Origin of the sequence: Bradyrhizobium sp. dw_411, from assembly GCF_018449695.1 — a bacterium.
Classification (GTDB): domain Bacteria; phylum Pseudomonadota; class Alphaproteobacteria; order Rhizobiales; family Xanthobacteraceae; genus Bradyrhizobium.
In genome coordinates, this window is record NZ_JAAVUY010000009.1 from 240529 (window position 1) to 257532 (window position 17004).

At 57.4% G+C, this 17004-nt stretch carries 7 protein-coding genes; 1 reads left to right on the forward strand and 6 read right to left on the reverse strand.

Going from position 1 to position 17004, the window contains the following annotated elements:
• Position 1: 1 nt before the first annotated feature.
• The 6 genes from HB676_RS17700 to rfbC all read right to left on the reverse strand — a co-directional run bounded on the left by HB676_RS17700 (position 2) and on the right by rfbC (position 14099).
• Positions 2-2209: a DUF4082 domain-containing protein gene (locus tag HB676_RS17700; RefSeq protein ID WP_346347371.1), complete on the reverse strand. Its 2208-nt coding sequence runs from the start codon at positions 2207-2209 to the stop codon at positions 2-4.
• Positions 2210-2953: 744 nt separating this feature from the next.
• Entirely contained in the window at positions 2954-10522 is a 7569-nt protein-coding gene (locus HB676_RS17705) for a DUF4082 domain-containing protein (protein WP_213739122.1), read from the reverse strand.
• Between the two features lie 157 nt (positions 10523-10679).
• Positions 10680-11552, reverse strand: a complete 873-nt coding sequence (rfbA, locus tag HB676_RS17710) for a glucose-1-phosphate thymidylyltransferase RfbA (protein WP_213739123.1) — start codon at positions 11550-11552, stop codon at positions 10680-10682.
• A complete protein-coding gene (gene rfbD / locus HB676_RS17715) occupies positions 11546-12454 on the reverse strand; it encodes a dTDP-4-dehydrorhamnose reductase (RefSeq protein ID WP_213739124.1) in 909 nt (302 codons plus the stop codon). Before rfbD ends, rfbA begins: the two co-directional genes overlap by 7 nt.
• 8 nt (positions 12455-12462) lie before the next feature.
• Positions 12463-13521 (reverse strand): dTDP-glucose 4,6-dehydratase, encoded by a 1059-nt coding sequence (rfbB, locus tag HB676_RS17720; protein WP_213739205.1) that lies wholly within the window; start codon positions 13519-13521, stop codon positions 12463-12465.
• 17 nt (positions 13522-13538) lie between these two features.
• Positions 13539-14099 carry a dTDP-4-dehydrorhamnose 3,5-epimerase gene (rfbC, locus tag HB676_RS17725; protein WP_213739125.1) on the reverse strand — a complete coding sequence of 187 codons (561 nt, stop codon included), beginning with the start codon at positions 14097-14099 and terminating at the stop codon, positions 13539-13541.
• Positions 14100-14460: 361 nt separating this feature from the next.
• Here rfbC and HB676_RS17730 point away from each other — a divergent pair, with 361 nt between their 5' ends.
• Positions 14461-16791 (forward strand): polysaccharide biosynthesis tyrosine autokinase, encoded by a 2331-nt coding sequence (locus HB676_RS17730; RefSeq protein WP_213739126.1) that lies wholly within the window; start codon positions 14461-14463, stop codon positions 16789-16791.
• The last annotated feature ends 213 nt before the right edge of the window (positions 16792-17004 follow it).

Genomic DNA, 17004 nt, shown 5'->3' on the forward strand with positions numbered 1-17004 from the left:
CCTATGCTGCCAATTGCGCTTTAAAGACCACGTCAACGCCGTAGCTCGTTGAATTGAAGCTGCTGGTCGGGAAAAGACTGGAGCTACCGTACGCGTAGACTCCGTTGCCACCGCTGTTTGAACTCGCCGGAGCGGTCAGCGGGCCGTTGGATTGCGCCGTGGCGAACAGGCCGGGATCCGCCGAATAATCGCCCCCGGTATGGTAGGATGCGACATAGGCCGTACCGGCAGTGATCGCGACCGGATTGGAAAAGCTCACCTGCTGCCAGCCACTCGCCGTCTCATTGGTGAAGGTCGCGGTTGCCAGTAACGTGCCGCTCGAACTCCAGAGGTCCGCGACATGCGGCCCCGTATTGTCCGGTCCCTTGTAAAATCGCAGCCCGATGATTTCTCCGTCGGTACTGGCCTGGAACTTGAATCCAAGCTCAACCGAATTGGGATCATTGACGGTGACGATCGCGGGCGTCGAAGTTGGACTGAACAGGCTCACCGGGTTCGGATCGTTGACCGTCAGCGATACGGTCGCCGAGGCGTGGGCGCCACTACTGTCGGCGGCGGAATAAGTAAAGGTTGCCGGCCCTGCATATCCCGCCGTCGGCGTGAACGTCACGGATTGAGTCGCCGAATTATATGAAACTGTGCCATTGGTCGGGTTGCTTACTCCGGTCACCGATAGCGACAAACCATTGGAATCGGTATCGTTGGCGAGCAACGCCGACGCGGAAATCGTGGTCGAGCCATTTTCATTGACCGCGAAGCCACTATCATTATTGGCAACCAGTTGCTGGTTCGATTTGGTATAGACGACATCCACCCAGTAATTGGTGGCGTTGAACGTATTGGTTGGAAAGCTGCTGGTTGATCCGTAGGCATAGACGCCGTTGCCGCTGCCGGGCGCGGTCAGATCGCCGCTTGTGATGGGATTGGTGAAATAGCCGCCATCGGCCGAGTAATCGCCGTCGGTATGGTAAGATGCGATGTAGGTCGTTCCGGCAGTAATCGACACCGGACTGGAGAAATTGACCTGTTGCCAGCCGCTGGCGGTTTCATTGCTGAAAGTTGCGGTGGCAAGCAGCGTTCCGTTCGAGCTCCAGAGATCGGCGACATGCGGGCCGCTGTTTTCCGGCCCCTTGTAAAAACGCAAGCCCGTGATCATGCCATCGACGGAAGCAATAAACCTGACGCCCAGTTCGACCGCATTGGGATCATCCACCGTCACGTTGCTCGGCACTGAATTGGGGCTGAACAAACTCTCGGTAAATGTAATCATGGGACTGCCCCCGGGATTGCCGAAGACCAAGGTTACGTCGCTCTCGGTGGTTATGGTGCCGGAAGCCGGACCACTCCGCTGGCCAGCAACTTGCGGCATAGCCAAGGTGCCGCCTATGCCCAGCTGTGCCGTCGCAGCAAAAGCCGTCGCAGCGAAGAAAAAGCCTGTACCGCCTGCAAGCAGCGCGTCTGGCTTCACCGCCGGTGGAGAGATCGGGACAATCCCGAGGGCGCCTTGACCGGCCGGGTCCGTTCCACCCCGAAACACCGTCGTCGACGAAGGCGTGTAGGCAAGTGGCGGGGTGCTTGAACCAATGCGATGACGCGGCGGGTCGTCATTCGCATGGCCGTTGGCATCCGGAATCGTGGAGTCTCTATTGCCCGCATTGAGTGCCCGTGCCTTCGTCGAGTTAGACGGCGGCACTGCCGATGCGCGATCCGAGGCGGGAACGTCAGTCAAATTCGCGTACGCGCCGTTAGGTACCGTGGCGTCGAGTTGCGTTGCGTCGTTCGGACTGACCGGCGACGCCGCGGCCGCGGAATTCAAAGAGGAAAGGGCGGCGTCCAACAGGAGCGCAACGGCGAGCGGCGCAACGATGTTCGTCTCCGTGGAAGGAGCATCGGTCGGCATATCGATTGGCGGGGCATCCGGCCCCACCACAAGCAGAACGCCGCCGGTGACGGCGGTCTCAGCGGGACCGCCCGTGCGGTATTGCAGAATTGAAATCTTTCCACAGGCATCGGCGGCGGGCGTGAACGTCAATTCGTTCAACTGCACACAGCTGAGAGTTTGTCCTGGTGCGACCGCGGTGATGCCATCGGCGAGCCGCACGGTCCCGTTCGCGGGCAGTTCGGTAATCTCAATATACGCTGCAACGGGCAGTCTGGGCGCCGGAATGTCGATCGGCCGTGGCCCACCGTTTTGCGGCACGCTCAACACAAACCAGATCTCAGGCTTCGGCTTGATCGTCGATGCGGTTGCGGATTCGGTCGGGGCGGCAGCGGGCCTGTACTTTAGCGCCGCAAGCTCGTAGGCGGTAACCAATTGTCCCAGCGCTACTTGCGTGATGCCGTCTTCCTTCAGGACCATGCCCTGTGACGGCAATGCGGTTACCTTCACGGTCAAATCGTGCGGGGTATAGTCGGCGTCGGCAATGGTTGCGACCCGGAATGGCGCCATGCGACTGCTTTCGCCCGAAGTCAGGGATGCCGGATTTAAATTCAACATCGCTGACGCCTCCCGGCGAGATAATCTGGAAAAAATGACCGTTATTTAATTTAACTCTCTATTAACTCACGCGTCAATTATCCGCATTTAAAATTAAATGGGCATGGTGAACGCCAGATCCGAGGTTCCATCGCCGCCGCGTCACTTCTGCGGTCCACCAGGATTCTCGGCGTTTTCGGCGAAGCCGCTGGATAAACGAATAAACAAGCCCTCGGGACAACTCGCGCCGACCGCGAGTGGCCCACGGAGCTTCATGCCAACCGGGTCATATCGGCCCGATAACTGCCGTAACCGCTCTTTTTAGAGATTGACCAGGAGCATCACCTGATCGGGGCTCCTGGTTGCGTCACGCGCAATCGGCAAGGGACCGACAGGTCCACACGCACAATCTTTCCGCCGCTCACCGTGATTTCGCCGATGCCGTCTGAACGGCGTTCTTCAGTAGTTTGCGCGTCCTTACGAAACCAGTTGAGGTCTGAAGAGAGCATCGACCCCGTAGTTCGTGGCATTGAAAGTGTTGGTAGGAAAGATGGGGTCTTCATAATACGTGTAAACGCCGTTGCCACCGCTTGTGGAGCTTGAAGGCGCTGTAAGCGGACCATTTGTCAGTGCTGTCGCAAAGAAGTTTGGAGTAGCCGAATACTCGCTAAACGTATGATAGGACGCGATATAGGTCGTTCCCGCAGTGACGGCCACCGGGGTTGCGAAGTTAACCGCCTGCCAGCCGCTAGCCGTCTCGTTGGTGAAAGTAGCGGTGGCCAACAAAGTACCGTTCGCGGTCCACAGATCGGCGACATGGGTACCAGTGTTCTGCGGCCCCTTGTAGAACTCGACTCCAGTGATGGTACCATTTTCGGACGACTGGAACTTGACACCAAGTTCCACGCCAAGTGCTGCATTTGGATCGTTAGCGGTGACAGTGCTCGGCGTGTAGGCCTGGTTAAAGAGGCTCGCGTCGCCGACTGTCAGCCCGACATTAGCCGAAGCAGAATTGACTCCATCAGTTATTGAATAGGTAAAGCCTGCCGACCCGGTGTAGTTAGCGTTCGGCACAAAGCTGACGGTCTGCGCGGCCGCATTATAACTGACCGTGCCGTTGCTCGAATTGCTGACACCCGAGATCGACAATGGCAGGCCGCTGGGATCTGAATCATTGGCAAGCAAGGTCGAGACAGGAATTGTCAGCGTAGTATTCGTGGTATCAGCCAGTCCGTTGAGGTCTTGGGCAATCGGCGGCTCGTTGGATGGTTGGGTAAAGTCGACATCAACCCAGTAGTTGCTGGCGTTGAAACTATTGGTGGGGAAGCTCGGGCTGCTACCGTAGGCGAAGACGCCATCTCCTCCGCCGGTTCCGCTGGCCAGAGCCGTGAGCGGTCCGCTGGTGACCGCATTCGTGAAATAATTGGCGTCAACGGAATACTCGCCACTGCTCGTATAGTAGGAAGCGATATACGTCGTCCCTGCGGTAATGGCCACCGGCGTCGAGAAATTGACCTGCTGCCAACCGCTCGCGCTTTCGTTAGTAAAGGTGGCGCTGGCGAGCAACGTTCCGCTAGAGCTCCACAGATCCGCCACATGCGTGCCTGTGTTTTCCGGCCCCTTGAAGAAGCGAATTCCCGAGATTACGCCGTCCGCGGAGGCCTGGAACTTAACGCCGAGAGTTACCGCCTCGGGATCGTCAGCGGTGATCGTGCCTGGCGTCGCATTCGCAGCGAATAGGGTCTGAACCATTGTCGGATTGTTTACGGTGAGCGAGACGTTGCCCGAGGCAGACGCCTCCCCGTCCGTAATCGTGTAAGTGAAACTGGCCGGCCCAACGTAATTCCTGGCTGGGACGAAGCTGATGGATTGGGTGCTTGCGTTATAGCTAACCGTGCCGTTGCTCGGATTGCTGACACCCGAGATCGACAAGGCCAGACCGTTGGGATCTGTGTCGTTGGTCAGCAATTCCGAAGCCGGGATCGAAAGCGCGGTGTTTTCGGTAGCAACCAAGCCGCTGTCATTGTTGGCTACTGGCGGCTGGATGACCGATTGATTGAAGACCACATCAACCCAATAGTTGGTGGCCTGGTAGCTGTTGGTGGGGAACACGGCGCTGCTGCCATATGCGAAGACACCATCGCCACCGCTCGTCCCGCTGGCAAGCGCTGTCAGCGAACCATTGGTGAGTGCCGTATTAAAATAATTGGCGTCGGCCGAATACTCGCCGCTGCTCGTAAAGTAGGAGGCGGTGTAGGTCGCTCCCGCGGTGATGGATACCGGTGTCGAGAAGTTGACCTGTTGCCAGCCGCTCGCGCTTTCATCGGTGAAGGTCGCGCTTGCGAGCAAAACTCCCGTGGAGCTCCAAAGATCCCCCACATGCGTGCCCGTGTTCTCAGGGCCCTTATAGAAACGGATCCCTAAAATTGTGCCATTTGCAGATGCCTGGAATTTGACGCCGAGAGTCACCGGACTGGAATCGTCAGCGGTGATCGTGCCTGGCGTCGCGCCGGCAGAGAATAATGTTTGCGACGTCGTCGGATTGCTGACGTTGACCGAAACCTGGCCCGAGGCGGAGGCTTGCCCGTCCGTGATCGTGTAAGTGAAGCTGGCCGGCCCGACGTAGTTACTGGCCGGCGCGAAGCTGACTGTCTGCGTGGCCGCATTGTAGCTCACCGTACCGTTGACCGGGCTGCTGACGCCCGAAATCGACAGCGGCAGGCCGTTGGGATCGGTGTCGTTGGCGAGCAATGTCGAAGCGAGAATTGGCAGCGTGGTATTCTCGGTCGCGACGACGCTAACAGTGCCCGCCACCGGCGGCTGCACTGCGGATTGGTTGTAAACGACGTCAACCCAATAGTTGGTGGCATTGAAGCTATTGGTGGGAAATACCGCGCCGTATGCGTAGACGCCATCGCCCCCGCTCGTTCCGCTGGCCAGCGCCGTGAGCGATCCGGTGGTGACGGCGTTGGTGAAGTAATTGGCGTCAGACGAATAGTCGCCGCTGCTCGTATAGTACGACGCGATATAGGTCGTTCCCGCGGTAATGGACACGGGCGTCGAGAAGCTGACCTGCTGCCAGCCACTCGCGCTTTCATTGGTGAAGGTCGCGCTTGCGAGCAAAACTCCCGTGGAACTCCACAGGTTCCCGATATGCGTACCGGTATTCTCGGGCCCCTTGTAGAAGCGGATCCCCGAGATTGTGCCAGATGCAGAAGCCTCGAATTTGACGCCGAGGGTCACTGCTTGGGCATCATTAACGGTGATCGTGCTCGGCGTAGCGCTCGCGGAAAACAATGTTTGCGCGGACAACGGATTGTTGACGTTGATAGAGACGTTGCCCGATGCAGAAGACTGTCCGTCCGTAATCGTGTAAGTGAAATTGGCAGGCCCAACGTAGTTGGCGTTAGGTACGAAGCTGACGGTTTGGGTGCTCGCGTTATAGCTGACCGTGCCGTTGCTCGGGTTGCTGACACCCGAAATGGACAAGGGCAGACCGTTTGGATCCGTGTCGTTGGCCAGCAAAGTCGAAGACGAAATCGACAGCGCGGTATTTTCGAACGCGACCAGGCCGCTGACGTTGTTGGCCGCAGGCCCGGTGGTGGTATTGAAGACAACGTCAACCCAGTAGTTGCTACCGCTGGAACCATTGGCGGGGAAAGCAGGGCTGCCGCCGTAGGCAAAGAGACCGTCGCCACCACTCGTACCGCTGGCCAGCGCAGTTAGCGATCCGCTCGTCACAGCAGTGTTGAAGTAATTGGTGTCAATCGAATAATCCCCACTGCTGGTGTAATAGGACGCGATGTATGTCGTCCCGGCAGTGATGGACACTGGGTTTGAGAAGTTGACCTGTTGCCAACCACTCGCGCTTTCATCGACGAAAACGGCACTGGCCAGCAGCGTCCCCGTAGACGTCCACAAATCTGCTACGTGCGTGCCCGTGTTGTCCGGCCCCTTGTAGAAGCGGATCCCGGAGATCGTGCCGTTTGTAGAGGCCTGGAACTCGACGCCGAGATTAACCGCATTGGGGTCGTTGACGGTAATTGTACCCGGCGTTGCACCGGGCGAGAATAATGTTTGCGCCGTCGGCGGGTTGTTGATGGTGACTGAAACGTTGCCCGAGGCGGAGTTCTGACCATCCGTGATCGTATAGGTGAAGCCGGCATCACCAACGAAGTTGCCGACCGGCACGAAACTGACCGTCTGGGTGGCCGCGTTATAGCTAACCGTCCCGTTGACCGGATCGCTGACACCCGAAAGCGACAAGGATAGACCGTTGCTATCCGTATCACCGGCCAGCAAGGTCGAGACCGAGATCGGCAGCGTGGTATTTTCGGTCGTCACCAATCCGCTAACGTTGTTGGCCTGCGGCCCAACGCTTTGATCGTTGAATACGACATCGACCCAATAATTGTCGCCGGAGACCGTGACGTTGGCTGGGAAGATGCTGTTGGAGGAATAGCTAAAGACACCGTTCATGCCATCGGCTATCGCCGAAAGAGAACCATTTGTCGGATCTTGCAGCGTATCGAAATAATACGGAGTGTCCGAGTATTCCCCACCGCTCGAGTGGTACGAGGCGATATAGGTTTGGCCTGCGCTGATCTTCACAGGGGTAGAAAAGTTGACTTGCTGCCAACCGCTCGCCGTCTCGTCGGTGGATGGAGCGGTCCCCAGAAGTGCGCCTGTCGAACTCCACAAGTCTACGATGTGGGTCCCGGTGTTGAGGGGTCCCTTGTAGAAACGAATTCCTGTAATGTAACCGTTTGTACTCGATGTGAATCTGAGACCGAACTCTCCTGCAGTGTTATCAGCCGCGTCGGCCGTTGCGGGCGTATCGCTTGGGCTGAACAGGCTGAGGGCCGTGGACGGTGCTGCCGTATAAGAAACACCAGGTCCAGGTACTTCGATGTTGAGGCTGTCGTCGACAGCGCGGGTCTGAATCGCATACGTACCGGGAGCTGGAGCGTTGAAAGTATAGCTCCAATTTTCGGTGACCGCGCCGACGGCAGTAGTTGCCGGGTGCCAGCTCTTTCCTCCATCGGTCGAGACATCGACGGTCGCTATTACACCGCCACCTGAGTCCGTAGCAGTCCCCGTAACTGTCACCGACTGGCCCTCGACAGGGCTGGTGCTCGAGACGCTCGTAATCGTGGACGTCGGAGGCGTGTGATCAGTCGACGCGGTCGCGATCTTAAGGGTCGACTGCAGCGTTGACGGCTGAACACCCATATCCGCGAACAGGTTCACCGTCGCTTGTTCGACGCTCGGGTCCGCCGGCAGCGTCCCCCATTGCGTTCCATAGCTTTGATCGGAGAGACCCCATGACCAAAATACCGTCCCTGCTCCGAAAACGAGGGCCCCGCTGGTCGGGTCACGATATTCAACCAGGTTATGCGTGGCGGTGCCGGACGTGTCGACATTGCCAAATTCGGTATTGAAGCCTGGATCATTCACTATTGTTGTCGTTGAAAGGTCTACGAGACCAACCGGCTCAAAGCCGTTGTCTGGAGAGGAATCCCATTCATACCCGAGCAGGTCCGCGGCCAGCGTTGCGGTGCCGCCCGGCGCCGTATTGGCGACGCTGGTATTTCGCCAAATGCGAAGAAGGCTCTCGCCGTAGGGGATCGTGATGGGCCCAATCCCGAGAGCGCTTTCGTCGACCTGGAACACGGTGCCGGTCACCGCATTTGATGGAAGCCCGGCGCCGCCAAGATTAGTTGGAGCCTCGAATGAACCCGTCCCAACCCCACTCGGATTGACGATCGATTCGAAATGACTGTCCTTGTAAGTTTCCATCGTGCGATCGGGCGTATTGCTGCCGTCGATGCTGTTCAGGAGCTCCGTTTGCCAGAACATCTCGTTGCCGCTCATGAAGGCGAGGTTGACGCCCGCATTAGCCGCCGCCTGGACATTCGCTACCTGGCTGTCGGTCCAGTACTCGTCATGGCCGGCGTCCATGAATATCTTGTGGTTAAGAAGCAACGAACCGTCAGTGGCAGTATCCATGCCGGAGATATACGAAACATCATAACCATTCTCTTCCAGCCAGTAGATCGCCGAATATTCTGCACCAAACACGGAGTCCTGCGCACCGCTCTCGGCTCCGGAAGAATCGAAGGTCGTAAGGGGGCGATTGTAACTGACCGCATAAGCGGCACCCAGTCCCGTTCCTCCTACAGAGCTCGGCGCGGGTCCGTCACCACCATAGACGTTGGCCCCGCCCCACCCGTTGTAGGCCTCCCAGGTTTCGTCACTGGTCTGAAAAACGATATCGCTGGTCGAGCTGGTATCCTTGATATCGAAGGGGATCTGAAAAATCTGGGTCGGATCGGAGGGGTTTCCCTGGACGATATTGGCGATGTACACGCCGGATACTGCGTCTGACGGCACGTCCCACGCATCGGTAACCGACCAGTTGCCCGCATCCACCAGCCCCGTTGTGGGGTCGACAATGGCATTCGGCTGCACGACGGCTGATGTTGACTGATGCTGGATCGTATCAACAAGGCGTGCGCCGTCTCCGCCGTAATAACCCAAGCGGTAGATGTCGATCTCGTAATTGCCGCTGCTCGTCTGGTTGTTGACCTTGAAATCGACCGTTCCGCCAACATTGGTGCTGATGCTGGTGACGTAGCCCTGGAGCACCGAAGAATCCTGTCCTGGAGCGATCTGCCAGACGCTCTCGGGCGTACCTGTCTTCTCGTTTTCCAGCACAATGGCGTTGGGACCGGTCGCCAGCGTGACGCTTCCGTTGGCGCTATGCGCAGCCGGGTCGGACACAGTGTAGGTAAAGGTCGACGTCTGGCCGGTGTTATCCTGCGTCGGTTGGAACATGAGTCCGGTCAGCTGTGCGACCGTCAGACTCTCGCCCATGGTTACGGCTGTGGTCCCGTTGGCAAGCAGCACCGTCCCGTCCGTCGGCAAACCGGTGACCGACACACTCAGCGCCGATGCGGCAAAACTGGCATCGCTTGGTGCTACGATGCCGATCTTCGCCGTCCCGCCATTCTCCGCAACAGTCAACGATGCCGGCGTCGTGACCAGCGGTGTGTTGCTCGGACCGATGTTGAGCGTCGCTGTGCCGGCGGCACTCGCTCCTGAAGGATCCGTGACGCTATATTTGAAAGTTGACGTTTGCGCCGAAGCGCCCGCTGTCGGCGCGAATGTGAGGCCGGTCAATTGAGCAACCGTCAGGCCCTGCCCCGCACTCACCTGCGTGGTGCCATCCGACAAAAAAACCTTCCCGTCCGTCGGCAATCCCGTCACGCTCACAGTCAGGGCGGCGGAGGAAAAACTCGCGTCCACCGGCGCCGAGATGCCGATCGGCGTCAATCCGCTGTTTGTTGCGACGGTCAGCTGCGCCGGCGCAATCACCGGAGGCGTGGCGCTGCCGACAACCAGCATGGCGGTGCCGGTCGCTGTTTTTCCCGCGGGATCGGACACGCTGTAGTTAAGGTTCGAAATCTCCCCGGATCCATTGGCTGCAGACCTGAAAAGCAGTCCGGTCAGCTGCGCCACACTCAACGTCTGCCCCTGTGTGACGACCGTGGTGCCGTCGGACAGCAATACGGTCCCGTTGGTTGGCAGTGTCGTAATGCGCACGCTGAGAGAGGTGGCGGCATAACTGGAATCGGTTGGCGCCTTGATAGCGATTGGCGTCGCCGGATTGTTCGGAGGAACGCTTAGTCCCGCCCAACTTGTTACCAGCGGCACGGTGGCCGGGCCGATTGTCAGAGTTGCTGTGGCATTGGTCGAGGCGCCAGCGGGGTCGAATACGGTAAATCCCAAGCTTGAGCTAACCCCGAAACTGTTGGGCGCCGGCCTGAAAGTCAAATGCGTGAGCTGATCGACCGTCAGGCTCTGTCCCAGAGTTATCGGCGTGATGTCGTCGGCCAGCAATATCGTGCCATCGGATGGCAGGGCTGTCACCGTCACGGTCAAAGCCGAAGGGGCATAACTGCTGTCAATCGGCGCTGCAATTCCAACCGCCGTCGCAATGCTATTTTCGGAAACAGTTAGGGTGGCTGAACCTTCGCTCAACATGACGGGCTCCCGCAATGCAATTAACCGAAAACTAAGTATTTAAACTCGCATTAATCATTAATTATGCGTCAAAATAAACAATTTAAAATTAAATAGCAAAAATTTAATTGTTTCTAAAAATTTCAATCGCAAATTTAACGGGCGCACACGCCCGATTTCAAACGGGCGAGATCAGGTCGATCAGGTACTTGCCGTAGCCGCTTTTTTCCAACGATTTGGCGAGGATAAGTACCTGGTCCCGATCGATGAATCCGCGCCTGAAAGCGATTTCCTCCAGGCACGCAACCTTCATTCCCTGTCGCGTCTCGAGCGTCTGCACAAAGCTCGCGGCATCGATCAACGATTCGAAAGTTCCAGTGTCGAGCCAGGCAAACCCCCGGCCCATTCTCTCGATATGGAGGGCGCCCGCAGACAGATAGCGCGTCTGCAACTCGGTGATCTCCAGTTCCCCCCGCGCTGACGGCTTGACCAGAGACGCGTGACGCACGACGTCGTTGTCAAAAAAATACAAACCCGTGATCGCCCAGTTCGAAGTCGGATTCGTTGGCTTCTCCTCGATCCGGATCGGCCGATCATTTTTGTCGAAAGTGACGACACCGTACCGCTCCGGATCTCGCACGTGATATGCAAAGACAGTTGCACCATGCTGCCGATCGGCTGCTTTCGCGAGCAATTCGGGTAATCCGTGACCAAAGAAGATGTTGTCGCCGAGCACCATGGCCACGCGATCGCGCCCGATGAAATCCGCTCCAATGATAAATGCCTCGGCAAGCCCCGCAGGCTTCTGCTGCTCGGCATAATGCAGACTGATTCCCCACTGGCTGCCGTCGCCCAGCAACCGTTCGAACTGACATCGATCCGTCGGCGTGGTGATGATGAGAATCTCGCGAATGCCCGCGAGCATCAAGGTCGACAGCGGATAGTAGATCATCGGCTTGTCGTAGATGGGGAGCAATTGCTTGCTCACGCCACGCGTGATCGGATACAGCCGCGTTCCACTGCCGCCAGCAAGAACAATACCCTTCAACATGCCCGCGCCCCGTCCATTACCAATTGATCGAGGCACACCTCAAGCGACGAGCGCCAGGAGGCGAGCCGGACACCAAAGACGCGTTCGGCTCTGGAACAATCCAGGCAGGAGTTTCGTGGCCTGCGCGCCGGCGTTGGATACTCGTCTGTCCCGATTGGCCGCAGCAAAGCCACGGGTCGCCGGCGTCGGACAAGGCTCGCGAAGATGGCTGAGGCGAACTCATGCCAACTGGCTTCTCCCTCACCGGCAAGATGGTAAATTCCCGCATCGTCATCGCGATCGCCGGCCGATTGAAGCCGCGCAACGATCTTCAGCACGGCGCTCGCCAGTTCGGCGGCAGATGTTGGCGCACCTCTCTGATCGTCGACGACCTTTACGATCGGCTGGGTTTCGGACAACCGCAGCATCGTTTTCACGAAGTTGTTGCCGTACGGACTGTAAATCCAGGATGTGCGCAGTATCACTGCACCGGGATGGGCCTTCAGGACCGCCACTTCACCCGCAAGCTTGGATGCGCCGTAGATATTCAGCGGCGCCGTAATGTCATTTTCAACATATGGTGATTTCTTTTCACCATCGAAAACGTAGTCGGTTGAAAGATGCAGGAACGGAATGCGCCGTCGCCTCGCGGCGTCGGCGATCTCCGCTGCGCCATTGCAATTGATCGCAAAAGCTGCTGCAGGCTCCGTTTCCGCTCGATCTACCGCCGTATAAGCCGCAGCATTGATCACGGCCGATGGCTCGACCGCGTCCAATACACGATCGATGCTGGCTTTATCCTCCAGGTCCAATTCGGGTCGGCCGACAGCCACGATCGGAATATTCTGCTGGAAAGCCAGGTCGCGCAGGCATCGCGCCACTTGACCATTCTTGCCTGCAATGAGAAGCGGCCTTTGTGTCATTTGCGGCCTCAGTGCTGCAATGCTGGAAGTCCGAGGCGTGCCCCCCCGTAAACCTTGGCGCGCGGCGCTTCCCACCACGCACGGCTTTCAAGATACCACCGCACCGTTTGCGCAATGCCGTCCTCGAAAGACTTGCCAGGCCGCCATCCAAGTTCGCGACGGGCCTTTGACGCATCGACCGCATAGCGAAAATCATGCCCGGGCCGATCCTGCACGAACCTGATAAGTGATCGCCTTGATGTCATCCCTGGAACGATTTCGTCGAGGACATCGCAAATCTGCTCAACGACTTCGAGGTTTGTGCGCTCACTATCACCGCCGAAATTATATTTTTCTCCCGGGCGCCCGTGCGAAATCAGGCGGATAAGGCCCTCGGCATGATCGTCCACATACAGCCAATCCCGCACGTTCGAGCCGCGGCCGTAAACCGGGAGCGGCACGCCTTCCATCGCATTCAGAATTGTCAACGGAATGAGCTTTTCCGGGAATTGATACGGCCCGTAATTGTTGGAGCAGTTCGAAACGATGACCGGGAAACCGTAAGTCTTGAACCAGGCATGAGCCAGGTGGTCCGACGCCGCTTTGCTCGCTGAATAAGGCGAGCTTGGTCGATAGGGCGTTTCCTCGCAAAAAAGACCTTCTGAACCAAGCGAGCCGTAAACTTCATCGGTCGAGACGTGGACAAACCGGAAATGGTCACGTTGCTGAGCCGTCAGGCGATCGAAATATTCGCGGCCCGCCTCAAGCAGGTTGTAGGTTCCGACGATGTTTGTCTCGACGAATGCAGCCGAGCCGGTTATCGAACGATCGACGTGGCTTTCTGCGGCGAGATGAATGATTCCATCGGGCCGGTACTTCGCTAAAATCGCGTTCAGCGCCTCACGCTGGCAGATGTCTATCTGCTCGAATACGTAGGTTCGCTCGCCTGCAATCGGCGCCAGAGAGTTAAGGTTGGCGGCATAGGTCAGTTTATCGACATTGATGACCGTTGCGCCATGCTCGAGAACGAGCCGGCGGCACACGGCTGACCCGATAAAACCTGCCCCTCCTGTGACCAATACGCGCATCGGGCTACTCTCCGCTTCTATTCGAAAATCGGGGCAAGCTGATCCAGCATCGGGAGAACGCGGTCCTTCTCGGACAAAATTGCGTCTGCCGCAGCGACCGGCCAATCAATTGCTAATCTGCGATCGGCCCAGTTCACCCCGCCGTCGTGACTTGGCGAATAGACCTGATCAACCTTGTAAGAGACGATCGTATCGGGCTCGAGCGTGCAAAAACCGTGGGCAAAGCCAATCGGAACCAGGAGCTGCTCGTCAGTGCCAGCGCAAAGCTCGGCGGTCACATGCAGTCCATAAGTTGGCGATGAAGGACGCAGATCGACGGCAACGTCCAGAATGCGTCCAAGCAGCACGCGCACCAGTTTCGTCTGCGCGAAAGGAGGCCGCTGGAAATGAAGGCCGCGAATGGTGCCGGGCCGATCCGAACCTGACTCGTTGTCCTGGATAAAATCCCTATCGATCCCCTGCTGGGCAAAAGCATCCCGCTGGAAAGTCTCGCGGAAATATCCGCGCGCATCGGAGTGCCGGGTCGTGGTAATCAATTTAACATCCGGGATCGCCAGAGAAGATATCTGGACCGGCATTCATTCCCCCCTCTGCTTTGCATCGAACGCTCTTTGCCTCATCACGAAATCCCGGGTTGAGCGCCCATCGGCAATGATCTCCCGATAAGCCATCTCTGGATACCGGCATCGATATTGTCGGACCGATGCCTGCCCGCGGCTGATATTGCGCTCTCAAGCCAGTTCCCTGCCGCGGTGGCGGCGCCGGTCACGATCACAATTCATAATAATTTTAAATTCTATGGTATTTAATTTGAACGGCATCTTTATTTATCCGACACATTCATATTAAATGCAACACCATTACGTAAAACAAGGTAACTGATCCTCGACTGTCGCCAAATTGAATGGCGTATCGCTGCGTCGACCGAAAGCCGTCTCAATGCTTCAGAGCAATATGCTACAGAACGACAGGCTGCGTCCGGCCCTCGACGCCGCTGTGCCGGGAGACGGGGGCGAGACGGGCGGCATTGGCGCACTCGTTAATTTCGGTATTGGATTCCTGCGCCGTCAGTTTGCGGTCATTGTCTTCACTCTCGTGCTCGCCGTCGCGATCAGCGCGATTTATTTACGGATCACACCGCCGACCTATACCGCCCAGGTGCAGGTACTGTTCGCCAATCCGAAACCTCAATTCATTCAGCAACAGTCGCTGCTCCCTGAGTCAGTGGTTGATCCCACCCAGATCGAAACCCAGCTGCAGATACTAAAGTCGAAAGCGATAGCGATTTCGGTGATCAATCAGCTCAAACTGGCCGGCGATGAAGATTTGAACGGATCGTCGCAGCCGCTGAATTCTCTGGTGCGCTGGATTCGGGGCACGAAGCCGGCCGCTCCGCCAGCAGAGCCCGGGGATCAGCTATCGGATGGGGTCGTTGCAGCATTCCAGGACCGGCTGTCCGCCATAAGGGTGGGCTACAGCAATGTGATAGAGATCAGTTTCAATTCGAGCAAAGCAGCACGCGCAGCGGAGATCGTTAACGCCGTCGCAAATGCCTACATCACCGATCAATTGAATGCCAAATTCGAGGCCAATCGGCGGGCAACAGCCTGGCTTCAGGACCGCCTGCGAGATTTGGGTCAACAGGCTTTGACGGCGGAGCGTGCGGTCGGCGCCTTCAAGTCCCAGAACAACATGGTCTCGGCAGGCGGAAAGCCAATAGACGAACAGCAGGTGAGCGATCTGAACAGCCGGCTGGTCGCGGTCCGTGCCCAGACATCTGATGCGGCCGCCCGCCTAAACCGGTTCGAGGCGATCCTCCGATCAAACTCGGTCGATTCTCCGTCGATAGGCACGCTTGATTCATCCGGGTCGGAAGCACTGAGCAACCCGATCATCAACGGCCTTCGTCAACAATATCTGGAACTCGCAAGACGCGAAAGCGAATGGTCCGGGCGGTTCGGCAAGGATCATCTGGCTGTTGTCAATATCCGCACCCGCATGCGGGATATCAGGACATCGATACTGGATGAAGTACACCGGCTCGTGGAAACCACCAGAAGCGACTTCGAAGTCAACAAGCAGCGACAGCAAGAGATCGAGAAGCAGTTGGCGGAGGCGGTATCACTTTCGCGCACGACAAATTCGGCCGAAGTGACCATGCGCGAACTGGAAGGCAATGCGAAAGGCTACCGGAGCCTCTACGAAACCTTTCTCCAGCGCTACATGGGGTCGGTTCAACAGGAGTCTTTCCCGATCTCCGAAGCCCGCCTGATCTATCCCGCGGCGCCACCGCAAAGCAAGAGCAAGCCCAAATCCGTGCTGGTCCTGGCGCTTGGTATTTTCGGAGGTCTCGGGCTCGGAATTGCCCTTGGCCTGTTGCGAGACAGCATGGATCGGGTTTTCCGTACCTCCGCCCAGATCGAAACGGCGCTGCGACTGCCTTGCCTGTCCCTGGTGCCGCTGCTGCAGACCCCGAAACGAAAAAAATCGACCGCTGATAATTCTCGCGAACCCGACCAGGACCCTCGACAAAGAATGCTCTCGATCCGGTCGGGAATATACTGGGCGGTCCTGGGCATGCCATTGTCCCGATTTGCCGAGTCCATCCGTTCGATCAAGCTTGCGATCGACCTCAATCCCACCAAGACCTCAAACAAAGTCGTGGGCATTACTTCCTCTCTGCCGAATGAAGGTAAATCCACCCTGGCGGCTTCCCTCGCACAGCTCATCGGCCACACCGGGAAGAAAGTGATTGTTGTCGACTGCGATCTGAGAAACCCATCGCTCTCGGCCAATCTCACGCCCAATGCCACCGCAGGCATCGTCGAAGTCATATCCGGTGCACGAACGCTGGAGGAGACGGTCTGGAAGGACCCGAGAAGCAATTTGGTCTTCCTGCCCGCCGTAAAGAAAGGTCCGCTGCTCCATACCAGCGAGATCCTTTCGGCAGATCTGACCAAAGAGCTGTTCGATAAATTGCGGGCGACGTTCGACTACATCATCGTCGATCTGCCGCCCCTGACTCCCGTCGTGGACGTCCGCGCGACGACGCCTCTGATCGACTGCTTCATTCTGGTGGTCGAATGGGGACGGACGAAAATCGAGGTGGTCCAGCACGCCCTTCATACCGCACCGAACGTATACGAAACCCTGATCGGCACGGTCCTGAACAAGACGGATATCAAGGCGATGAAGCGGTACGACAATTATCGCAGCGACTATTATAATAACGAGCATTATATTCGCTATGGCTTTGCCGACCAAGCATAAGGCAGTTTAGTAAGGTGTTTTTGCTATTTAAATCGGCATGGCGTTTTCCGTGGAAGCTGGATCTCCCTATAAAAGTGTTGCCGCCAAGCAACATTCATATCTTCTATTTGAATGCCAGGCAGGATTCTCTGGTTTGAATCGGGCGAGAGTGTCAATGTTCCGATTGTCGGAGGGGCCGTGCTGTTGGGGCTAAATCGGAATTGTGTGCATATT